The 22,206-nt window shown below is 51.9% G+C and carries 24 protein-coding genes; 7 read left to right on the forward strand and 17 right to left on the reverse strand.

The features are described from left to right. Window positions 1-79 precede the first annotated feature (79 nt). From ilvC to ilvB, 3 genes are all read right to left on the reverse strand, one after another. Complete coding sequence (gene ilvC, locus ACFVSO_RS19210; RefSeq protein WP_119798765.1) at window positions 80-1,072, reverse strand: ketol-acid reductoisomerase; 993 nt, start codon at window positions 1,070-1,072, stop codon at window positions 80-82. A 148-nt stretch (window positions 1,073-1,220) separates the two neighbouring features. Further along, on the reverse strand, window positions 1,221-1,709 hold the full coding sequence (gene ilvN, locus ACFVSO_RS19215) for an acetolactate synthase small subunit (RefSeq protein WP_387476534.1): 489 nt from the start codon (window positions 1,707-1,709) through the stop codon (window positions 1,221-1,223). Next, entirely contained in the window at window positions 1,706-3,451 is a 1,746-nt protein-coding gene (gene ilvB, locus ACFVSO_RS19220; RefSeq protein WP_387476536.1) for a biosynthetic-type acetolactate synthase large subunit, read from the reverse strand. The genes ilvN and ilvB overlap by 4 nt, the downstream gene beginning before the upstream one ends. Before the next feature lie 526 nt (window positions 3,452-3,977). Between ilvB and ACFVSO_RS19225 the strand changes: the two genes are divergently transcribed. Continuing rightward, a complete protein-coding gene (locus ACFVSO_RS19225; RefSeq protein ID WP_387476539.1) occupies window positions 3,978-4,433 on the forward strand; it encodes a GNAT family N-acetyltransferase in 456 nt (151 codons plus the stop codon). A gap of 13 nt (window positions 4,434-4,446) precedes the next feature. On the opposite strand, the gene ACFVSO_RS19230 is transcribed toward ACFVSO_RS19225, so the two are convergent. The 6 genes from ACFVSO_RS19230 to ACFVSO_RS19255 form a co-directional block, all read right to left on the reverse strand. Then, window positions 4,447-4,800, reverse strand: coding sequence for a hypothetical protein (locus ACFVSO_RS19230; protein WP_387476541.1), 354 nt, complete (start codon window positions 4,798-4,800; stop codon window positions 4,447-4,449). Window positions 4,801-4,947: 147 nt separating this feature from the next. Continuing rightward, complete coding sequence (rplT, locus tag ACFVSO_RS19235; RefSeq protein WP_387476543.1) at window positions 4,948-5,307, reverse strand: 50S ribosomal protein L20; 360 nt, start codon at window positions 5,305-5,307, stop codon at window positions 4,948-4,950. A gap of 44 nt (window positions 5,308-5,351) precedes the next feature. After that, complete coding sequence (gene rpmI, locus ACFVSO_RS19240; protein ID WP_068682086.1) at window positions 5,352-5,552, reverse strand: 50S ribosomal protein L35; 201 nt, start codon at window positions 5,550-5,552, stop codon at window positions 5,352-5,354. Between the two features lie 33 nt (window positions 5,553-5,585). Next, window positions 5,586-6,083, reverse strand: coding sequence for a translation initiation factor IF-3 (gene infC, locus ACFVSO_RS19245; protein WP_387476911.1), 498 nt, complete (start codon window positions 6,081-6,083; stop codon window positions 5,586-5,588). 282 nt (window positions 6,084-6,365) lie between these two features. Then, window positions 6,366-7,601 (reverse strand): glycosyltransferase family 2 protein, encoded by a 1,236-nt coding sequence (locus tag ACFVSO_RS19250; protein ID WP_387476546.1) that lies wholly within the window; start codon window positions 7,599-7,601, stop codon window positions 6,366-6,368. Window positions 7,602-7,911: 310 nt separating this feature from the next. Further along, window positions 7,912-9,102: a glycosyltransferase family 4 protein gene (locus ACFVSO_RS19255; RefSeq protein ID WP_387476548.1), complete on the reverse strand. Its 1,191-nt coding sequence runs from the start codon at window positions 9,100-9,102 to the stop codon at window positions 7,912-7,914. A gap of 215 nt (window positions 9,103-9,317) precedes the next feature. Between ACFVSO_RS19255 and ACFVSO_RS19260 the strand changes: the two genes are divergently transcribed. Next, window positions 9,318-9,887: a phosphatase PAP2 family protein gene (locus ACFVSO_RS19260; protein ID WP_387476551.1), complete on the forward strand. Its 570-nt coding sequence runs from the start codon at window positions 9,318-9,320 to the stop codon at window positions 9,885-9,887. Between the two features lie 6 nt (window positions 9,888-9,893). On the opposite strand, the gene trmB is transcribed toward ACFVSO_RS19260, so the two are convergent. Next, the gene (trmB, locus tag ACFVSO_RS19265; RefSeq protein WP_387476554.1) at window positions 9,894-10,655 is read right to left on the reverse strand and encodes a tRNA (guanosine(46)-N7)-methyltransferase TrmB; all 762 of its coding nucleotides are present in this window, start codon (window positions 10,653-10,655) and stop codon (window positions 9,894-9,896) included. A 211-nt stretch (window positions 10,656-10,866) separates the two neighbouring features. Then, window positions 10,867-11,073, reverse strand: a complete 207-nt coding sequence (locus ACFVSO_RS19270) for a hypothetical protein (protein ID WP_120108160.1) — start codon at window positions 11,071-11,073, stop codon at window positions 10,867-10,869. A gap of 280 nt (window positions 11,074-11,353) precedes the next feature. Here ACFVSO_RS19270 and mnmL point away from each other — a divergent pair, with 280 nt between their 5' ends. Genes mnmL through ACFVSO_RS19290 form a run of 4 tightly spaced genes read left to right on the forward strand, consistent with a single transcriptional unit; the run spans window position 11,354 to window position 14,353 of the window. After that, the gene (gene mnmL / locus ACFVSO_RS19275; protein ID WP_387476556.1) at window positions 11,354-12,313 is read left to right on the forward strand and encodes a tRNA modification radical SAM protein MnmL/YtqA; all 960 of its coding nucleotides are present in this window, start codon (window positions 11,354-11,356) and stop codon (window positions 12,311-12,313) included. 3 nt (window positions 12,314-12,316) lie between these two features. Next, window positions 12,317-12,895, forward strand: coding sequence for a tRNA 5-(aminomethyl)-2-thiouridylate-methyltransferase MnmM (gene mnmM / locus ACFVSO_RS19280; protein ID WP_387476558.1), 579 nt, complete (start codon window positions 12,317-12,319; stop codon window positions 12,893-12,895). Window positions 12,896-12,943: 48 nt separating this feature from the next. After that, entirely contained in the window at window positions 12,944-13,339 is a 396-nt protein-coding gene (locus ACFVSO_RS19285; RefSeq protein ID WP_387476560.1) for a VOC family protein, read from the forward strand. Between the two features lie 36 nt (window positions 13,340-13,375). Continuing rightward, window positions 13,376-14,353: a type I phosphomannose isomerase catalytic subunit gene (locus ACFVSO_RS19290; RefSeq protein ID WP_387476562.1), complete on the forward strand. Its 978-nt coding sequence runs from the start codon at window positions 13,376-13,378 to the stop codon at window positions 14,351-14,353. 94 nt (window positions 14,354-14,447) lie between these two features. Here ACFVSO_RS19290 and ACFVSO_RS19295 read toward each other — a convergent pair whose 3' ends face one another. From ACFVSO_RS19295 to ACFVSO_RS19320, 6 genes are all read right to left on the reverse strand, one after another. Then, a complete protein-coding gene (locus ACFVSO_RS19295) occupies window positions 14,448-16,274 on the reverse strand; it encodes a B12-binding domain-containing radical SAM protein (protein ID WP_387476564.1) in 1,827 nt (608 codons plus the stop codon). 149 nt (window positions 16,275-16,423) lie between these two features. Then, window positions 16,424-17,971, reverse strand: a complete 1,548-nt coding sequence (locus ACFVSO_RS19300; RefSeq protein ID WP_387476566.1) for a trypsin-like peptidase domain-containing protein — start codon at window positions 17,969-17,971, stop codon at window positions 16,424-16,426. Window positions 17,972-18,096: 125 nt separating this feature from the next. Further along, on the reverse strand, window positions 18,097-18,657 hold the full coding sequence (locus tag ACFVSO_RS19305) for a GNAT family N-acetyltransferase (RefSeq protein ID WP_387476568.1): 561 nt from the start codon (window positions 18,655-18,657) through the stop codon (window positions 18,097-18,099). Between the two features lie 85 nt (window positions 18,658-18,742). Further along, window positions 18,743-19,246 (reverse strand): ferritin, encoded by a 504-nt coding sequence (locus ACFVSO_RS19310; protein WP_387476570.1) that lies wholly within the window; start codon window positions 19,244-19,246, stop codon window positions 18,743-18,745. Window positions 19,247-19,341: 95 nt separating this feature from the next. Continuing rightward, window positions 19,342-19,563 carry a DUF1450 domain-containing protein gene (locus ACFVSO_RS19315; protein ID WP_387476572.1) on the reverse strand — a complete coding sequence of 74 codons (222 nt, stop codon included), beginning with the start codon at window positions 19,561-19,563 and terminating at the stop codon, window positions 19,342-19,344. Window positions 19,564-19,853: 290 nt separating this feature from the next. Beyond that, window positions 19,854-21,281, reverse strand: a complete 1,428-nt coding sequence (locus ACFVSO_RS19320; protein WP_387476574.1) for a S41 family peptidase — start codon at window positions 21,279-21,281, stop codon at window positions 19,854-19,856. Between the two features lie 91 nt (window positions 21,282-21,372). Between ACFVSO_RS19320 and ACFVSO_RS19325 the strand changes: the two genes are divergently transcribed. Then, window positions 21,373-22,170: a Cof-type HAD-IIB family hydrolase gene (locus ACFVSO_RS19325; RefSeq protein ID WP_387476576.1), complete on the forward strand. Its 798-nt coding sequence runs from the start codon at window positions 21,373-21,375 to the stop codon at window positions 22,168-22,170. Window positions 22,171-22,206: the final 36 nt, after the last annotated feature.

Genomic DNA, 22,206 nt, shown 5'->3' on the forward strand with positions numbered 1-22,206 from the left:
AAGAAGCGGGCCTTGCATACGCTCCGGTGAACCGGGATTGATTATTCTTATTACATCAAGTATATGACTTAATGCGTAATTATTTCTTGATCCAGTGCATCAGTTCGCGAAGTTGCGCGCCTGTTTGCTCGATTGGATGAGCAGCTTCGTTGCGGCGAGTAGCCGTCAGCATAGCGCGGCCGGATTGGTTCTCCAAGATGAAGTCGCGAGCGAAACGGCCGGATTGGATATCTTCCAGAACGCGTTTCATTTCTTTTTTCGTTTCTTCAGTCACGATACGAGGACCTGTTACATAGTCGCCGTATTCAGCCGTATTGGAGATGGAGTCGCGCATTGTAGCCAGACCGCCTTCGTACATCAGGTCAACGATCAGCTTCAGCTCGTGCAAGCACTCGAAGTAAGCCATCTCAGGCGCGTAGCCAGCTTCAACCAACGTCTCGAAGCCTGCTTTAACAAGCGCGGAAGCGCCGCCGCAAAGTACTGCTTGCTCGCCGAACAGATCTGTTTCTGTCTCTTCTTTGAACGAAGTTTCGATAACGCCCGCACGCGTACAGCCGATGCCTTTTGCATAAGCCAGTCCGATTGCTTTTGCGTTGCCAGTAGCGTCTTGATGAATCGCGATCAGACCAGGAACGCCGAAGCCTTCTTGATACGTACGACGAACCATGTGGCCTGGGGACTTAGGAGCAACCAGGAATACGTCTTTGTCCGCGCTTGGCACGATTTGTCCGTAGTGGATGTTGAAGCCGTGAGAGAACATCAGAGCCGCGCCTTGCTTCAGGTTTGGTTCGATTTCTTCCTTGTATACTTTCGCTTGCGTCTCATCCGGAAGCAAGATTTGAACCACGTCAGCCACTTTAGTCGCTTCTGCAACTGTCAATACTTCAAAGCCGTCTTTCTTGGCAACGTCTGCGGATTTGCCCGGACGAAGACCGATTACAACTTTCAAGCCGCTGTCGCGAAGGTTTTGTGCTTGTGCGTGGCCTTGGCTTCCGTAACCGATAACTGCGATTGTTTTACCTTGCAGTACGCCTTGATCGGCGTCTTTTTCATAATACAATGTAACTGCCATGAGAATAATTGCCTCCTTTAATTTAACCCTTTTGAGCGGGTGTTTAAGCGGAGAGCCGAGAAACCAAGGTCTCCGTGCTTCCCCTCTTAAACTCCCGCTCAAAGCGGGATTTGACGATGATTGTTTTTGATAGAAACAAGCTAGATTATTATTGCTTCACATTACCGCGGTTAAGCGCGGTTACACCAGTGCGTGAAAGCTCGCGGATGCCATAAGGCTTCATCAGCTCGATCATGGCATCTATCTTCTCGGTGTCGCCTACGACCTGCACCATTAGCGAGTGCGTGCCGATATCGACAACTGCGGCGCGGAACGTCTCGACGACGCCCAGAATTTCCGGACGGGATGACGGCTCCGCATGCACCTTGATCAGCGCCAGCTCGCGCGCTACCATCGCATTGGCGCTCAGATCGATAACTTTGATCACATCAATCAGCTTATAGAGCTGCTTCGTAATTTGCTCAAGCGTATGATCGTCGCCAGAGGTCACAATGACCATGCGCGAGAGACCTTGCTCTTCGCTTGTGCCTACTGTGATGCTTTCAATATTGAAGCCGCGGCGTCCGAACAAGCCGGATACGCGCTGCAGAACGCCGGGCTGGTCATTGACGATAACTGCAATCGTATGCTTCTTCATTCCGCATCCCCCATGATCATTTGATCGATGGTGCTGCCTTGGGCTACCATCGGATACACGTTTTCGTCTCTGCGTACGACGAACTCGACAACCGCCGGACCCGGATGACGAAGCGCTTCCTCCCATGCCGTGCGTGCTTCTTCCTTGTTCGAAGCGCGGAAGCCTTTTACGCCGTATGCCTCAGCCAGCTTGACGAAGTCAGGGCTGCCTGCCAGATCAATATGACTGAACCGGTTCTCATGGATCAGCTCCTGCCACTGTCTTACCATGCCTAGAACCTGATTGTTCAGAATAACGACTTTAACCGGAATATTGTTGATCGCGCAGATCGCAAGCTCTTGCGCACACATCTGCATGCCGCCGTCGCCGTTGATCGATACGACTGTGCGGTCCGGATTCGCCATCTGCGCGCCGATCGCCGACGGGAAGCCGAAGCCCATCGTGCCAAGGCCGCCGGAAGTTACCCAGGAACGCGGCTTGTTGAACGGATAATATTGCGCGGCCCACATCTGATGCTGGCCTACGTCAGTCGTAACGATAGCATCACCGTTCGTCGTCTGATGAATCATCTCCACTACCCATTGCGGCTTCAATTCCGTCTCGGAATCGATGTAACGGAATGGATATTGCTTCTTCGAAACCTGAATGTCCGCTCTCCATGCGTCAGCTTTGTCAGCGCGTACGGCTAGCTTGTTGGCTTGTGCCAGTACTGTCTTGACGTCGCCTACGATCGGAATGTCCGTCGGAACATTCTTGCCGATCTCCGCCGGATCGATATCGATGTGGACGATTTTTGCATTTGGCGCGAAGCCCGAAAGCTTGCCAGTTACACGGTCATCGAAGCGAGCTCCGATATTAATGAGCAAATCCGCCGATTGAATCGACATATTCGCGGTATACGTGCCATGCATGCCCGGCATCCCGATCCATAGATCGTTGCCGCTCGGGAATCCGCCAAGACCAAGCAAGGTCGTCGTAATCGGAATTTCCGTCTTTGTTGCGAATTCCAGCAATTCCTCATGCGCCCCGGAGTAGACTACGCCGCCGCCAGCCAGAATAAGCGGTTTTTTCGCTTCCTGGATCGCTTTGATCATTTTGTCCACTTGCAACTTGTTCGGCGAGATGGTCGGATTGTAGCCGCGGATGCTGACTTCATTCACCGGCTTGAACAGCGTCTTCGCTGCCGATACATCCTTCGGAATATCAATCAATACCGGGCCTTTGCGTCCTGTGTTGGCAATATGGAATGCCTCATGGATCGTGCGCGGCAGATCTTCAACATTGCGAACAAGGTAGCTGTGCTTTGTAATCGGCATGGTAATGCCGGTAATATCCGCTTCCTGGAAGGCGTCTGTGCCGATCAAGGTCGACATGACGTTACCCGTAATGACGACAAGCGGTACAGAATCCATGTAAGCTGTTGCGATACCGGTCACGAGGTTCGTCGCCCCCGGTCCCGAAGTAGCGATACATACGCCTACTTTGCCGCTGGCCCGGGCGTAGCCGTCCGCAGCGTGGATCGCGCCTTGCTCATGTCTGGTGAGCAAGTGATTGAAGTCGGGATTTCCGTGCATGGCGTCATAGATGTAGAGAACCGCGCCGCCCGGATAACCAAATACGCAATCTACGCCTTCCAGCAGAAGACTGCGAAGCAGAATTTCCGAACCCGAAATCACTTCAGGCTTGGAGAGCTTCTCGATTAATTCCTCTTTCGACTTTAATGTTGCACCTTGCGTTGCCATCAGTCTTCCTCCTCTCAAGAAAAAACAAAAAAACCTTTCGTCCTCAGCCTCAAAGCTGAAGGGACGAAAGGTTGATCTTCCGTGGTACCACCCAAATTCGTTATATATCTCCCGATATATAACCTCCACAGGTTAGAACGCTGTGCACATATCGACGTTCTACCGTTGGCACTGTAACGCTTGCCCTGCGATACTCCCTAATACGCAACCCGGGTTGCTTTTCAGGAGGATAGCTCCGAGGTGAGCTCGTAGAAAAGGGGTTTTGGCGTCGGTTGCAGCTGATCCGATCGCTCTCTGAGCAAAAGAGCCCTTAACACTTCGTCCTCATCATTGCCGATTGATATGACTTTTCATTATTATATGCCGATTCTGACAGTTCGTCAAGAACAAGGCTCCCGTTATTTTACCGCATCCTTTAGCGACTGCACACAACCTTGCGCGAATGCTCATATACTAGTGTAGCCCTAGAGCGGCAATCCCATGCAACTGCGCCCTATAATAGCGCAGCGTAGAATGGAAGGATACCATGATTCGCGCACGCAAAGCAAGAACCGATGATGCCGAGCTTGTCCGGCTCATCCGTACAGAGCTGATTCCGATGTCCCATACCGCGAGGCCGCTGGATGCCCGTATGATACGCGAGCTGCCGAAGCGCTTCCGCAGGGGCATGACGTATGTCGCGACTAGATCCAAATTCGGGCCTCCGGTCGCCTTTGTTCATTTCTATGTGCATCAACAGCAGTTAATCGTCAACATGCTCGTTACGCATCCGGAGCATCGCGGACGGCATTATGGTACTGCCTTGATGGCGCATGCCGAGGCCTACGGCAAAGCGCGTCATTGCCATATGGCCCGACTGTTCGTCGACCGGATCAATGGCAGAGCCCATCATTTCTACAACAAGCTCGGCTATCACACCGTCCGGTATGTTCCGGAGCTTCAATGTTATGAACTGCTTAAACCGCTGGCCTCGCCATCCTAGTAATTAAACCTTATCAGTACCCGTTGAAATATCCGCCTCCGCCATAACCGCAGCCGCCGCAAGACGGCACGCCGCAGCCACAGCCGCCGTATCCTCCGCCAAAGCCGCCTCCAAATCCGAAGCCGCCGCCCCAGAACGGAAGTGTTCCGATGGCTAGCAGATCAAACAGAAGCAGCGGCCATAAGAAGAAAGCCTTTGTTCTTGCTTTCTTGCCCTTCGAACCTTTTCCTTTGCCCTTAGACATAATGAGCCGGTTGCCCCGAAGCGCGACCAGCTTGCCCGAGACAACGGAACCGTCCTTGCGCATTGCATAGATGGATTTGCCGACCAGTTTCCGCACTTGTGCCCTGGAAACATTATTACGCATGCCAAATCCCTCCTTTCCCGTTATTCTTCAATGTATTCAGAATGGCTTCGGCATGCCTGTATGTTTGTCCGCGGGCAAGCGCAAAGAGGCCTCGCCTCCGTCACGTTTGTGACGAAAGGCGAGGCCTCTTGAAACGCTCAGTATCGACTAAGCGTTGATTTTTTGTTTGGCAACGCCAGCCAGGGAGTTGAACGATGTAATATCGTTAACAGCCAGGTCAGCAAGCATCTTGCGGTTAACTTCTACGCCCGCAAGCTTCAAACCATGCATGAATTTGCTGTAGGACAGGCCGTTCACGCGAGCTGCTGCGTTGATACGAACGATCCACAGTCTGCGAATGTCGCGTTTTTTGTTACGACGGTCGCGGTAAGCGTACATAAGGGACTTGCCTACTTGCTCCTTCGCTGTTTTAAACAGACGATGTTTCGAACCGAAATAACCTTTAGCCAGCTTTAGAATTCTTTTACGACGACGAGCGCGGACAAAGCCGCCTTTAACTCTTGCCATGAGTGGAAACCTCCTGTGGGTTGAATTTGTATCTTAAACGATGATTATTTCAGGTTGGAAAGGCCTTGCTGCAAACGGCGAACGTCGCCAGCGGCCATAAGCGGTTGACCCGCAAGAACGCGTTTTTGACGTCCCGATTTGTGCGAAAGCAAGTGGTTTCTGTAAGCTTTGTAGCGTTTCACTTTACCAGTACCGGTAATTTTGAAGCGGTCCTTCAGACTGCTGTGCGTTTTCATCTTTGGCATGTCAGTTTATCCTCCTTAATGTTGGTCCAGCCGTTAGCTGTTGGTTTTTGGTGCCAAAATCATAATCATGCTCCGGCCTTCCAGCTTGGGAGCGCGCTCGACATTGCATATTTCGGCAACCTCTTTGGACAGACGTTCCAGAATCTTCTGGCCGATCGACGCATGCGTGATCTCGCGGCCGCGGAAGCGTACGGAAGCCTTCACCTTGTCGCCTTCATTCAGAAACTTGACGACGTTGCGGAATTTCACTTGATAGTCATGTTCCTCAATATTGGCGCGGAACCAGACTTCCTTCACGTCAACGATTTTCTGATTCTTGCGCGCTTCTTTGTCTTTCTTCTGTTGCTCGTAACGGAATTTGCCGTAGTCCATGATGCGGCATACCGGCGGTTTGGCCGTCGGCGCAACGTTCACCAGATCCAGACCAGCGTCAGCAGCAAGCTGCAACGCGTCGCGAGTCGATTTAATGCCGATCTGCTCTCCATCCGCTCCTACCAAACGAACTTCTCTGGCCCGGATTTCATCGTTGATTTGATGTTCTCTGCTAATAACGTGCCACCTCCAAAATGGTATACGATCTTATTGATCCAAATAAAAAAATGCGGATTCGCTAGAACCCGCATCTCATAACCGTTCATTGATTCTGCTAGTGCCGCTCCCGAAGGAACGTCAGCATACCCATCCGATTATCGCGAACCAGTCAGCCAAGCCGAAAGGTGAGAAGCGGGCGCTTCTGCTTGTGCGAATATGTCATAACACAATACTGAATTACTATAGCATACCGCCTATTGCATGTCAACAGCGGCGATTACTTTATTTGCTCTGCACTTCTTCGATACGGACAACGCGCGTATGCTGCGTGTGGCTCCATGTCTTGTTGTTTTGCGTGAAGAATGCGTAGAACGTAATGGGCCACCAGGAGATCAGGAAGAACGGCAGCGTCAGCAAGTGCGCGTACATCTTCTTGCTTCTCACCTTCTCCATCATCATCGCTGCCGGGAATTGCAGGACTGTAGCGGCAATCACTATTCCGATCAGCCACCATGGCAGGTAGCCATAGAGCGAATGGATGACGTTAGGAGCCGGAAGCGCCATATCGATCCACATCACGGCTGTCAGCAGGAAGCCGAGCAGCGTATTGTAGACGGAGATCGTATAGATTGCGGCGTCGAACTTGACCAGGTTGCGTTCCTTAATGCTCGCCCACAGAAGCGGGAAGAAGTAATTGCGGGCCACGTTGAAGTGTCCCTGCATCCAGCGCAGTCGCTGTCTGGCAGAAGCGCGGAACGATACCGGCTTCTCGTCGTACACCTTGGCGTCGTAGTTCAGAATCGGATAGATATTGCGCTTCACGCAGCGCATGGAGAACTCCAGATCCTCCACAAGGCTCGTTGCGCCCCATCCCATTTCCTTCAGCAGATTGGATTCGAAGCACATGCCCGTTCCGCCCAGGAAGTTACTCATTTTCAAGTTGGTTCTCGACAGCTGCCACAAGCGGTTACAGTACCAGTAAGTAATGGCGTAAGCTGCCGTGATCCAGGAGTCGCCCGGATTTTTGGTATCGAGGTAGCCTTGAATGACTTGATGGCCCTCGCACAGATCGTCGTTCATCAGCTGCAGGAAATCGCGGTTGACCAGGTTGTCGGCGTCGAACATGACGATTGCGTCATATTGGCGCGGCATCGCCCATAGCTCCTTGAGCATCCATTCGATCGCGTAGCCTTTGCCCCGCAGATGGTAGTTCGTCCGCTCGCAGGCGTGCACGCCCATGCTTCTGGCAATATCGGCTGTGCCGTCTGTGCAGTTATCACAGATGACGAAGATGTCGAACAATTCTTCCGGATAATCAAGCTTCTTCAAATTTTCGATTAGGGCGCCAACTACCTTTTCTTCGTTGTGCGCAGCTACGAGCACGGCGAACGATTTGTTTGGCGCATGGCGCTTCCTGCTCTTATTTTTCATGAATCCGAACAGGGAGAGCGAGAATTGGTACACCGCGATACAGGCCAGTACAACCTGAAAAATAATAAACACTACGGTAAAAATCATACGGTATTGCCCCCTTAAAACCCCATTTTGTGTGTGCCCGCTCCTTATCTCTATACGAGTCGGGCTTTCTTTTTGTTTTCAGTCAGCCGATGTGAATTTTTAACTTTCTTATGACTTCCTGATTTTCCACGGAAACCTCCCACTTTGTCAAAATGGGAATTTGACTTATTTACGCTTAATTCCGTCAGAAAAACGCTTGCATTCAATCGGAGGAGACTGTTCCCCTCGCTTTTCGTCGCTTCCGTCTTATTCTCAACCAAATGCTTCGTTTTTAGCACAAATGTCCTTGATTGTTTCGATCTTATTAAAATTAATTAATCTGCCTTTCCCGAACAGCTGGGATCTCATGCCAGGATGCCGCGGCAATCGTCATACAACTCGCAAGAAGGGTGTCGAATATCGCGTCCCAGGATTGCGAAAGGCTATAGGCATGAGCATTCCGCCCCAGCCTCTCCCTCAGTTCCTCGTCGGCAAATAGCAGCCCAAGCGCTTCAGCGAAGTTTTCCGCGTCGCCAGGATGCCTGAGCAAGCCATTCTCCCCATCTCTTACCGTATCCCGCACACCGCCTGCATCCGCCGCGATAACCGGCGTTCCGCAGGCCATTGCTTCTAGAGCGACATTGCCGAAGGTTTCAGTTGGCGAAGGAAAAAGCAGCACGTCAGCGGAGGCGTACCAGCGCTGCAGCTCCCCGGCGTCGGCGAAACCGATAAACGTAGCATTCACGCCAGCACGTTCACATCTGTCCATCAAAGCAGCGGCGGATGGTCCATCGCCCGCAATAACGAACATCGCATCCGGAGCCGACGCTCTCTGGAACATGGCAAAGGCATCAATCGCGGTCTCCATGTCCTTCTCCGGCGCCAATCTCCCGGCATAAAAGGCTAGAAAAACGTTCACGCCGATGCCGTTTCTCTCCCGATGCTCATGCCTGTTCACCATGGGATGGAATGTCCCATGATCCACACCCCTGCTCCACAGCTTCAGCCTCGAGGGCTCCCAGCCACGGTCGATTAAGGCCAGACGAGTCGTCTCAGAAGGCGCAAATATAGCCTTACAGTCCCGATGAAACCAATTCATATACCTCCATAGCAGCTTTTCCATCCATTGTAGATTGTAAAACGATAAATATTGATCGAAGTTGGTGTGGTAGGAAGCGATGAGCGGAATGTTGTATTTGCGGGCGTAGTGAATGCCGAACAGGCCTAGGTTGAACGGGGTGGCGACATGAATGAGATCAGGCTGGAAGCGGGCAAGCTCTCTTCGGATATGAGCCGGATTAGGAAGGGCAAGCCTGCATTCGGGGTAGAGGAAAAACGGCAAGCTCGCGAATCGTTCCACGGCATGTGATGGGGCAAGGGGATGAAAAGACGCAGAGGGCTCCGGCGCAAATACTTTGCTGCACACTCCCTTTGTCTCCAGGTAACAGGTCCACCTGCTTAGCGTCCGGGCTACACCATTCACATCGGGATCGTACGTATCGGTAAATATCGCGATTTTCAAATTCGCCTCTCCTCCTTGTTGTCCCGCAACCTACAGCTGCTCGCGGGCGTACTTACTTATAAGGATAGAGCGCGTATGTTTGAAACGGATTAAGAGGGTATGAAGGTAGAGTTAATTCAGAATTATTATTTCGTTAACGCTCCGGCAATAATCTTTTGTTACAATAGAAACAAGAGATGGAGTTCAGCCTGCCTACGGGAGAGAGGATGACAGCGATGCAGAGAATGATAGGTTGGATGAGAGCTAGAGAGCGAAGAATGCTGATGTGGGCGAATCGGAGGACTTCTGGCGGCAGGATGTACCAGGCGGTCGACAGATGGCTGAGCACGGTCACGCATATGGGCGGCGCTACGTTCACGCTCGTCTCCGCCCTGCTGCTTGCCTTGCTTGCGCCCGCTCCCTGGAGCACGGCAGGATGGCAATGCCTTGCGGCGGTTGCCATCAGCCATCTACCGGTTGCCATTGTGAAACGTAAATTCAAGAGGCTTCGTCCATACCAGGCGATGCCCGAGGTCCAGACTTGCCCGAAGCCGCTGCAGGATTCCTCATTCCCGTCCGGACATACGACGGCGATCTTCGCATGGATTGTGCCGTTGCTGCTGACCGGAGGAATCTGGACGCTGGCGTTCACGCCGGCGGCCATGATCATCGCCCTGTCCGTCGCCTGGTCGCGGATGCATCTGGGCCTGCATTATCCTTCAGACGTCGCCGCCGGAGCGATCATCGGTACGGTAACGGCTTACACCGTCTATTACTTCTGGATCTATCCGGCGGCTATCATATAGCCATCATTATGATTCATCTGTACCATCTTCATTGGAATCAGAGCTTGCGGCCGCTTCATCCCGCAGGCTTTTTTGTTTATTCTCGCGATGTTCGCGCAGCGCCTCCGAACCGATAACCACCTCTACCCGATGGATCGGTTGGCCCTTCTGCATAAATTTCATTTCGTATTCGGTAAATACGAGATCCTCACGAGGCTCGTCCTTATGCAGATGCAGCGAGATATTACGCATAACCAGCTCCATGTCGGCGAAGCTGTTAAGCGAAAATTCGAACAGCGACTGGGAATCCGTCTTGAAATGAATTTCGCCGCGCTCGTTCAGAATCTCGATATATTTGGATACAAAACGCTGATGCGTCAATCTGCGGCGCGCATGCTTGCTCTTTGGCCACGGATCGCTGAAGTTCAGATAGACACGTTCCAGTTCGCCCGGAGCGAACATATTTTCGATGTCTTCAATGTTGGCGCGCAGCAGAGCCAGGTTCGGAGGCGTCTCCTCGCCCTTCTCTTCCCATGCGATACGCGCTTTCTCGCTTGCTCTTCTAAGCAGCTCGTCGTACATGTCCACCCCAACGAAGTTGATATGGGGATTGCGTACGCTCATCTGGCTGATGAAACGCCCCTTGCCCATGCCTAGCTCCACATAAATGGGATTATCGTTGCCGAAAAACTCGCGCCACTTGCCGCGATGCGGCGTTGCGTCCAGCACAACCAGCTCCGGCTGTCCTTCCAAATTCTCTCGGATGCCTTTTCTACCTCTTAAACGCATATCGTTATTCTCCTCTTTTGTAGGCTAATCACATAACGTGCTTGATAAATGGTCAGTCCTTATTGTGACCAACTCTGCCCCCGTTGTAAAGCGTTTTTCTCCTAATCTCCCAACAGGAAAATGCTGCACAAAAAAGAGGCGTCTTCGCGAAGCCCTTCGTTGGCTCCTCGCGAGAAACGCCTCTTGCGATTCAGACATGTATCTCCTGCAATCAGTTCAGGAACTGGTACGAGATCGGCGCGTTGTCCTTGCCGTCCTTCTCCCATGCGTCTTCCAGCACCATATTCAGCTTCCGGCGCGCAGATACCTTCACGTCATGGTTGGCGTGGAAGTGTACGCCTGCCAGCGCCATCAGTTCCTTCACTGTCAGTTCTACGGTTACTTTCTCATCGCCATTCGGAATTTTTGTCAAATTCATCTCACATCACCTCATCGATTTATATAATCCCGTTTCCAATTAATCGACTTTTCATGTGTGCGGTTACATTTAGACTATGTCAGGTATTTTCATTGATTTGTCGCACTTTTAATATAACACATCATGTTAGGTTTTTCAAGCCTAAATTACGGTTTTCTCGCGTTAGCTTCCAGTTTTCCCGATATCCGAACGATTATTCTGTTGGCGTTGTGCAAGCATGGCTTTTCGGTCCGTTTTTCGTTAAAATGAAGGGTGAACGTTGTGGAAGAAGGGGAAATTCATGATTGATATAGGGGCGCCCGGACAACCGATGCTCTGGGCTGATAAAAGATTTCATACGTGGAATTACGAAATGAGGGAGCAATTCGGCGGGAAAGTATTCAAGGTGATGCTGGACGCCGGATTCACTTGCCCCAACCGGGACGGCAGCATCGCCAAAGGCGGCTGCACATTCTGCAGCGCACGCGGCTCGGGAGACTTCGCCGGCAGACGGCGCGACGATCTGGTGACCCAGTTCAATACGATTCGGGACCGGCAGCATCAGAAGTGGCCGGAGGCGGGTTATATCGGCTACTTCCAGGCCTATACGAATACGTATGCTCCGGTAGAGGAGCTTCGCGAGTATTATGAGGTCATTCTGCAGCAGCCCGGCGTAGTGGGCTTGTCCATTGCGACTCGTCCGGACTGTCTGCCTGAAGATGTCGTCGACTACTTGGCCGAGCTGAATGAGCGTACTTACCTTTGGATCGAGATGGGACTGCAGTCCGTCCATGAATCGACCTCTCAACTTATTAACCGCGCCCATGATACGAAATGTTATTTCGACGCCGTAAGGCGTCTGCGCGAGCGGGGCATACGGGTATGCGCGCATATTATTTACGGCTTGCCGCAGGAGACTCATCAGATGATGATCGATACCTGCCGGGCGGTCGCGCGGATGGACGTGCAAGGAATCAAGATCCACCTGCTCCACTTGATGCGCAAGACGCCGATGGTAAAGCAATACGAAGCGGGACTGCTGCAATTCCTGGAGCAGGACGAATATATTAAGCTGATCATAGATTCGTTAGAGCTGCTGCCGCCGGAGATGATTGTTCATCGCCTGACAGGAGATGCGCCAAGAGATTTGCTGATTGGCCCGATGTGGAGCTTGAAGAAATGGGAAGTGCTGAACGGGATCGACGCCGAGCTGCGCCGCCGCAATACGTGGCAAGGCCGGCTGTGGCAGCGGGAGGTGTAAGCGGTGGGATTCTTGTCCGTGCTAAGCATGGCCCATAAGTGGACTTCGGAGCGCGCCGGCAGCGGAGACGCCGTCATCGACGCGACAGCAGGCGGCGGCGTCGATACGCTAGCATTGGCTGAACTGGTCGGCTCCAAAGGAATCGTCTATGCCTTCGACATCCAGCAGTCCGCCCTTGATCGGACCCGCGAGCGGCTTGAAGCAGCAGGAGGACTTCCTCAGGTACAGCTTCTGCTGCAGGACCATGCGGGGATGGCGAATGCGGTCGCGCCGGAACACGTCGGCCAAATAGCCGCCATAATGTTTAATTTGGGATACCTTCCGGGCAGCGATCAAAGTATCGTCACCCAGCCAGAGTCCACGATTGAGGCGCTGCAAGCCGCGATGGGCCTGCTTCGTCCCGGAGGCATTCTGACATGCGTGCTCTACCCCGGCCATCCCGGCGGCGACCTAGAAGCCGCTGCTGTGGATGAGTGGACTGCAGGCTTGCCGCAGTCGCTCGGACAAGCCGTGCTGTACCGCCAGCCGCAGCGAAGCGCCGCTCCCTATCTGATTGCGGTAGAGAAACGAAAAACCGTCTAGAACAATCATTCATTTCATTATTCTGATAAACGAGAGGAGAATGTCCCCGTGGCAGTCAAAAAGCTTGAGCATATTGGCATTATGGTTAAAAATATTGAAGCATCCGTCTCCTTCTATACGGAAGTGCTTGGACTCGTCCATAAATATACGATGAAACATACGAACGGCATCATTCGGCTGGCTTTTCTTGCTTTCCCCGGTCATGAAGAAACCGAGATTGAATTAATTGAAGGCTATAATGATTCGCTGCCTGCGGAAGGCAAGGTTCACCATATCGCCTTTACCGTAGATGATCTTGACGCGGAGGTCGAGCGCATCAAGGGATTGCCGGTAGAGCTGCGTGATACCGACATCACGACGTTGCCGAACGGTGCGAGGTATTTCTTCTTCTATGGTCCAGACGGCGAAATTCTGGAATTGTTCCAGCCTGGCCAACCTCTATAATTACTTAAAATACGCAGTCATAGGAGGCTTTGCCATATGAGCATTAAAGCATACCCGCTTCAATTCAAAGCGGAGATGAAGGAACGGATATGGGGCGGCCGCGCCCTGGAAGGCTTCGGCCTGGAGCTGCCTCCGGGCGCTATCGGCGAAGGCTGGATGATCAGCGATCACCCGAACGGCATTACCCGTGTCGAGAACGGTCCGTTAAAGGGACTTGGCCTGGATCAGATACGGGAGAAGTACGGCTGCGAGTGGTTCGGCACACGGGGCTCAGCTGCTGGCAACGGTAGATTTCCATTATTGATCAAGCTGCTGGACTGCAATGACGATCTGTCCGTGCAGGTTCATCCCGTCGATGATTACGAAGGCTTGCCCAAAGGTGAGTCGGGGAAGACGGAGATGTGGTATATACTCGAGGCCAAGCCTGGAGCGAAAATCATATACGGGCTGAAGGAACATATCGATGCGCAGGCCATGGCGACAGCCATTGAAGAAGACCGGATTATGGATACGCTTCATGAAGTATCCGTCAAAGCCGGAGATGCCTTCTACATCCCTGCCGGTACGGTGCATGCACTCTGCTCTGGCGTAGTAGTAGCCGAGATTCAGCAAAACTCCGATACCACCTATCGCTTGTATGATTACGACCGTCCGGGACTGGATGGCAAGCCGCGAGAGCTGCACATCAAGGATTCGCTGCAGGTCATTGCTTATCACGATGTCGGCGCCAGCCGGATGGACACATCGGATCTCCAGGCAGGGCATTGGCTGACGATAGCCGAATCGCCTTATTTTCACGTCGAGAAGGGCCTGATTAGGGACAGCGAAGCAGCCAATACCTCCATAGAGAGCTTCATTATCCTGATGATTGCGGAAGGTGAGGGTCACCTGCGCTGGGGGGACGGTGAGCTGCCTGCGCGGACAGGTGACTGCTTCCTGCTCCCGGCAACATTGGGGCGTTATGAATTGTCCGGATCATTGACGGTGCTGCGATGCTCCGTTCCTGCTTCTTAAGACACACTGAAGCAACACATACCGAAGAAAAAGGACCATCCCGGCAGATTAATCTGCCGGGATGGTCCTTTTTTTTCGCCGTTATCAATCTTTGTTACGGTCGGGCTGCAGCCGGTTCCAACGCCATCATGAACGGACGCGGCTTTGGCTTGCTTCCCTCTTGTCCAAGCGCATAGATCACCACAAGCAGCGTATGCCGGTCCCTGCGCAGCTCTCCCGTCTCCAGGAATACAGCCAGATCGAATGGCATAATCTCCAGAACGGCGTGCTTGTGAAGCTCCCGCTCGTGAAGCCCCAATGCTGCGAAGTTCCCGGAGACGATCTCCGGCGATTCGCCCAGCTTCTTCATCCAGCCGGACCATTCCTGCTTCTCCATCGTAAAGTCCCACCAGATCTTGCGCGGCTTGTAGTTATGGTTCAGGAAATAATCATATTTCATGAGACCGAGCACCGCATCCAGATCCAGCCTATCCTTATACTCCTCCGCCAGTCCGGCCGTTTCCCCTTGGCTGACAGTTGTAAGGAAAGACCATAGCCGCGAGAACAGGTCCTCCAGCTGATGGCCGATCTTCTGCCAGCCGCGCTGCTCCCAATAATCACCGAACAGCTGGAAGAAATCGAATGGAGACGGGAAAACGCGATCGACCAAATAAAGCAGAGTATGATCCATCCGGTGCGCATTCCAATATTTCTCCAGCACATCCTCTACCCGCTTAATGCGGACGATATCGCCGAACGGCATCAGATCGTTGCCCAGCATCTCATATGGCGCTCTGTCCATATAGATATAGCCCCACTTCTCGGCATCCAGACGCAATCCCGTTCCGCGCAGCATCTTCAGGAAGCCAAGCTGCAGCTCCTCTGGCCGCAAGGCGAATACATCATTGAACGTTCCTCTGAACGTATCGTAGTTTTCCAGCGGCAAGCCTGCAATTAAATCCAGATGCTGATCGATTTTGCCGGAATCCTTCACCTTCGTCACCGTACGGACCAGCTTGGACCAGTTCTGGCGGCGCTGAACCGCAAGATTAGTCGGATCATTGGTCGATTGGACGCCAATCTCGAAGCGGAAGATGCCGGGAGGCGCATGCTCGGCCAAATAATCGAGCACCTCCGGCCGCATAATGTCGGCCGTAATCTCGAATTGGAACACGCAGCCCTGATGGTTCTCAATGAGAAATTGGAACATCTCCAGCGCATAATCCCGCTTAATGTTAAAGGTCCGGTCCACGAACTTGATCAGCTTGGCGCCATTCTCGATCAGATATAGAATATCGGATTTCGTCCGGTCCATATCAAAGTACCGCACCCCCACCTCGATGCTGGACAAGCAAAACTGGCAGCTGAACGGACAGCCTCTGCTCGTCTCAAAATAAACAACGCGGCTGCCCAGATGAGGAATATCCTCCTTGAACCGGTGCGGAGAAGGTAGCTCATTCAGGTTAAGCTTCGGACGGCCGGGAGTAATCACAATCTCCGACTCTTCGCCTTTACACTTGCGGTAAGCCAGCCCGAATACCATATGGAATTTTCCGTCGCCTTCAAGCTCCGTCAGCAAGTGATGGAAGGTCTCTTCCCCTTCCCCCATTACGATGAAATCGATATCCTGCAGACGCTCCATCCATTGCTCGGTATCATAGCTCACTTCCGGGCCGCCAAGGACGATACGGATGTCTGGCTTAATCTTGCGCAGCATATTGACGACGGTAATCGTCTCTTCAATATTCCAGATATAACAGGAGAAGCCGATGACATCGGGATTTCTGGAGAATAAGTCAGACACGATGTTCATCGCCGGGTCTTTAATGGTGTATTCCGCAATATCAATATCGAATTGATGCTCGCTGTATGCCTTCAGACAGCGCAGAGCGAGCGACGTATGAATAAACTTGGCGTTAAGGGTAGATAGCACGACTTTCATATGGGGATAAACCTCTCTAACTTTAGTCAGTGTGCATACGTCGCTATCTATGTGACAGCGACAAGCTGCCTTCTATTGTACCGAACTTCACGCCAAAAAAGAAGAGGCGTCCCTATTCGCCGCATTCGGCGAGGACGTCCTCTTTTAAACTAGAATCTGGTTTCTATATAGAGCTGATCCTTCAGTTGCAAATCCATGACCGGATATTGAACACGCCATTTGCCTTCACCAAGCGGAGTCACTTCGTCAGAAGCGAGCCCTCTTGGTTGGAAGCTGTAATCGCGCTGGAACGAAATCCTCACTTGAATCTGCTCATCAGGAAGCATGCGATGAAGCTCATGCGCCAGATTTACCGACCACAATCTCAGCTCTCCTGCCGTTGCCGCTCCATAATAGAGATAGAAGACGGGATCGATATTAGCCGTAAATAAGAGCCAGCCGTCCGCATCGCGGCGCACTTGCCAGTTCGTTATCTCCGCATCACCTTCCAGCGTTTGCACAACGGAAAATTCCTTTTTCATCAGCTTCTGAATATCTTCATTCGCTACGCCTTTCAGTGTGTCTGGAAGCGGAGGCGTGAGGAATCCCGCCTTATTCACCATATCCTCTGTCACTGACTCAACCAATTCAGCCGCGTGGAAGGCTGATACCGCAATACCGATGTTGGCCAAGGAGTTATCCATACCGGCAGTCGTAATTCCTACGAGCTCACCGTATTCATTGAACAAGGCGCCGCCAGAGCTGCCATGGTCCGTCTGAGCATTCGTTTGAAGATAGGAAACGCCGTTCTCGAAATGATAATTGCTGATAAGTCCCGTAGAGACCGTATTCATAAAGCCTAGCGGGCTTCCGATTGCATATACGCGATCACCCTTGCGGGCAAGATAATCGTAGCTCAGACCAACCGGAACCAATTCCATAGGTTCTTCTGTACGCAAGATCGCCAGATCGGCTTCCTCGTCATAGGCGACAACGCCCTTCACCTTGAACTCGTCATAATAGATCGAATTCGCAATAGCGGAAGTGGCGTCGAAGATGACATGATAATTGGTCAAAATCAAATCCTCGCCAATAACCACGCCGCTGCCAAGTCCTTTGTTCGTCATGATCATCAAGACGCTTTCGTCGAACAGATCAACAATTTGGGTGGAGGACAGCTTGTCTTCTTCGCGATAGACTGCTTCCGTTTCTTCTTCCTCCTCATACTTCTCCAATTGCTGATAATACCAGCTTTTCACCTTAATGGCGTTGGCAGCCTTATCCCACTCCACCTTAGCTTCCAGCTTCTCGGCGATGAAGCGGAGCGGAACATAGACAACGTTGTTTTGGGTTGTTGCCGCTGCATCCATCTTCACCGTCTTGCCGTTCACAATCGCTTCCTTCTGCCCGATTGCCAGTGTAATCGTGAGCGTACTGCTGCGGATAATGACCGTCTGCGACTTCTTCTCATAGACCGAAGAAGCCTCAAGTGCATTCAGCAAATCCGTCATGGGAGCAAGCGTTACGCCGTTTTCTTTGTAGATAGGCGCCGACAGCTTAAGCTGCTTTCCGTCCACCCATAGTTGAATCGATGCCGTCGTCTCCTTGGCGGAGCTGGCAGCCGCCGCAACGTCCGTCGTTACAGCAGAAACGGGTGCCAGCAGCAAGCCTGCAACCAGCAGAGAGCTGGCTACAGCCTTATATCCTAGTTTCTTCATCTAGTTCTCCACGTCCTCCCATATTCACCTAGAAACATATACCAGATCATCCTATCATGTTGATCGGCAAGTGTCTATGAAATGATAATAGAGTCCATAGAGAAAAAACCGGGCTTGCCCCGGCTTCAAATATCCTTAATCATGCGGGTATATGAACTGCCGCCAACGTCCAGCAAACCGTCCTCCCGATACCCAAGCTTCTTGTACAACGCACGGGCACGATCATTGTATTGCTCGACAATCAAGGACAGTCTGGCACAACCGGCTTCAGCACCTCTTTGCTCGAACGCTCCGATCAATGCTTTTGCAATGCCCTGGCCCTGATAGCGCTCATCTACCGCGACTGCATCGAGATAGAAGTCACCTGGCCGGCACTCAGGTACGAGCGCTTTCGCCGCTTCCGGTCCGTGATCGCGCGCAAGCCTGTCGCGTATCGGTTGATCCAGCCGATGAGCCTCATCCCCAGCGTAACAAATCAGCATGCCTGCTATAGCGCCATCACGCTGGTCTACAATAATATTGCGATAGCTGAGCCGGTTATTCTCTTGCCGGATAGCATCGGCTAGTATGCGCCACGTCTCCTCATCATTGCGCGTGCCTGACAGTGTGTAGGCAATGGAGTCGATGGCTGACAGCATTAAAGGCATAATCCTATCCGCATCTTGCGGTGTCGCTTGGTCAATCATGTGTGAACCCCTTCCTTCTGGCATAGGTTGCCTAAAACTAAAAAAAAGCCCGGAGACGCTTCGTCCGTCTCCAAGCCTGTTCTTGTTATTCAGCCGGCGCCGTAAACGAACGGCCTGCGAATTCCGTATCCAGCATATAAAACGCGTTGCTGTCCTTATCAATCCGCTTAAGCTTGTTAATAATGCTGTCGAACAATGCTTCCTCTTCCACCTGCTCGTCGATAAACCACTTCAGGAAGTTGATCGTCGCATGCTCGCGATCATTCATCGCAAGATCGGATAAGTGATAGAAGCGCTCCGTATTCTGTTGTTCGTGCTTATAGCCTTGCTCGAAGGCATGCAGCACGGAATCGTAATCGTTGTTTGGCTCAGGCAGCGCCTCAAGCGTCGCGCGGCGTCCCCGGTCATTCAGGAACTTGTATATTTTCATGGCGTGGAACCGTTCTTCTTCAGCTTGTACAATAAAGAAATTAGCGAAACCATCCAGGCTATCACCGGAGCAATAAGCTGCCATGGCAAGATACACATGAGCGGAGTAGAACTCGAAGTTCATTTGTTCGTTAAGCGCTTTGGCTAGAGAATCTTTCATAAATGTGCACCTCTTCTTTTCTTATTTATACTTATTCTAACATAAAAGAAAGAGGCGGCATATGGCCGCCCTTTCTAAATCCACCACTATTATGGCTAACCGATCATTTTTTTCAATCGCTTATAAAGCATATCCGGTGTTGGCGCGCTTATCGTTTTGGATTTCACTACAACGAAGCATTCCATCTTGCAGGTTTTGCAATTGCCCAGACAATCGCTTTTCTTGCGCTTAATGTCTGGATAGTTCTCCTTCATCGCCTTGTACAGAGACTTGGAGCCGTTTTTCAAATTACGCCTGCAATACTTGATCTTCTTCATAGGTCACCCCGCGCCGCTTTGTCCTTACTGATCGTCGTTCTCATAGTTATGATAATCATTATCAATGAGAATGTCAAGAAACAAGCCTTGAAATTGGCGATGACTTTAGTTTATGTCCGGTGGTTCAAGCAAAACATCCTATACGCTCTTCCTTAAGTTGTACTCCTTCTGCATGGTTCATTCATTTTCCTTTGCCCTTGCATCCTCATCAGCCAATGAACAACAAAAGTCCGAACCGGCGCTCACTGCCGAATTCGGACTTCTGATTGTTCGAGACTTGCGCTCTCCCCTTACTTGGAGAGGCCTTGCAGCACCTCAATGCCTTTATCCAGCTGCGTATCTTCCTTCGCCAGCTTCTCGCGGAGCAGCTCAACAAGCCTGTAGCCTGTCTTGTCGTTGAACACGCCGGTTGCTTCCAGCCCTTCAGCGCTCTGGAAAGCCTTGAGCGCCGCTTCGGTCTGCTCGTCGAAGACGCCTTCCTTGCCAAGCGGACCATAGCCCAGCTCACGCAACATTATTTGAAGTGTGATGACATTGTCCCCGTAGCTTCCCTTCTGCATCTTCGATCCTGTGGCGAGCGGTCTGACCTTCGCATATTCAGGCAGCGATACCTCATAATCCGGAGCGACGCCTTGCTTGTTAATCCATGTCCCGCCCGGTGTCTTCCATTGCGCTTCTGTCAGGCTCAGCACAGATCCGTCAGGAAATTCCCTGAACGCTTGAACGACGCCTTTGCCGTAGGTCGTCTCTCCTACAACTTGCGCTCCGGCAGATTCCTTCAATGCTGCCGCCATCACTTCGCTGGCGCTTGCGGATTGTCCGTTCACCAGCACCGTGATTGGAACCTTCCACTCTTTCTCCTGATGGGACAAAAAGCTGACCGTCTGGCGCTCATTTTTGTAGACGACATCCAATATTTTCTTATCCTTCGGGATAAGGACGCTGGCGATCTCGATTGTAGACGTCAACAGCCCGCCCGGATTGGAGCGCATATCAAGTAAGAGCCCCTTCAGTGGTCCTTCCTCTTCCAGCTTGGCAAGCTCCTCCTTGAATTCCTTCGCCGTATTCTCGGCAAACCGGCTAATCGTAATATGACCGACACCGTCATCCAGCCGCTCCGCTGACACCGTATGAACTGGAATAGGGGCACGCTTCAGCGTAATATCTAGCGGCCCTTCTTCGCTTGGGCGCTGGATCTTGAGCGTCACGGAGCTGCCCTCCTCGCCGCGCACGAGACCAAGCAGCTCCTGGAACGACAAGCCCTTGACCTCCTTTCCGTCAACCGCAAGAATGACATCGCCTGCCAGGACGCCACCGCGCTCCGCAGGCGTATCCTTAATGACCGAAGTAATGACGTACTGCTCTTCTTCCTTCCTCATGTTGGCGCCGATGCCATAAAACTCGCCTTCATAAGACTGGGTATAGGCCTCTCCCTGCTCTCCAACCAAATATTGTGAGAACGGGTCCTCAAGCGAAGCGACCATACCGCGGGCAGCGCCGTTGATCAAATCCTCCGGCTCCGCTCCTTCCAGATAGTCGTTCAATATTTTCGTATAGGAAGCATTAAATTGCTTAAATGTAGGCTCCTTCAAAATCGGGTAGCGCATCGAAACCGACAGCGATCCGAAAATGTATCCGATAATAAGCAGTGCAAATACGCCGATGACGTATATGAATCCCGATTTCTTTTTGACTGGTGCTTCGCTGTAATGATCCATTCGATTATCTCCTTGTATGTAAGCTGGATTTTCGCTACAATCAACTTTATTGTGAATGCTGTGACGGCAACAGAGAGGAGCTACCGCTAGTATGTATAAGCTGATTGCTATTGATGTGGACGACACGCTGTTAAGCGATAATTTGACGGTATCGGAAGGCACACGCTTGGCGATGGCCTCCGCAATCGAGATGGGCGTGACGGTAACGCTGGCTACCGGCCGCATGTTCGCTTCCGCTCAGAAGATTGCGAAAGGCATTAATCTTAATGTACCTATTATCACGTATCAAGGTGCTCTCGTCAAAACGCTGCTGGATGGACAAGTTCTGTATGAGCGTTCCGTGCCGGCGGATGCGGCGAAGGAACTGTACGGCTACTGCAAGGAGCATGGCCTTCATCTTCAGTCCTATGTGAATGACGAGTTGTACGGCACTGAGGACAATGACCGGATCAAAGCCTATTCCAAACTATCCAATATCCCGTATTTGATTGAACCGGATTTTGCCAAGCTCATCGATCAACCAACGAACAAGATGCTGATGATTGACGAGCCCGACCGTCTGGACGAAATTGCAATCGAACTTCAAGCGCTGATCGGCGATCGGGTTCATATTACGAAGTCGAAAGCCCACTATCTGGAGTTCATGCACAAAGAGGGCACGAAAGGCCATGCGCTGAAGCATATGGCCGAGCATATCGGCTGCACAATGGAGGAGACGATTGCAATCGGCGACGCATGGAACGACCGTGAAATGATCCAGGCTGCCGGTCTTGGTGTCGCGATGGGCAATGCTGTTCCCATGTTGAAGGAGATCGCCGATTATGTGACGTTGTCCAACAATGAAGATGGCGTCAAGCATGTCATCGAGAAATTTATATTCAATCGCTGACGAACATCACAATCAGCCCTGCGGCTTTGGACCGCA

This window comes from Paenibacillus sp. NPDC057967 (genome assembly GCF_042887015.1).
In the GTDB taxonomy this organism is placed as follows: domain Bacteria; phylum Bacillota; class Bacilli; order Paenibacillales; family Paenibacillaceae; genus Pristimantibacillus.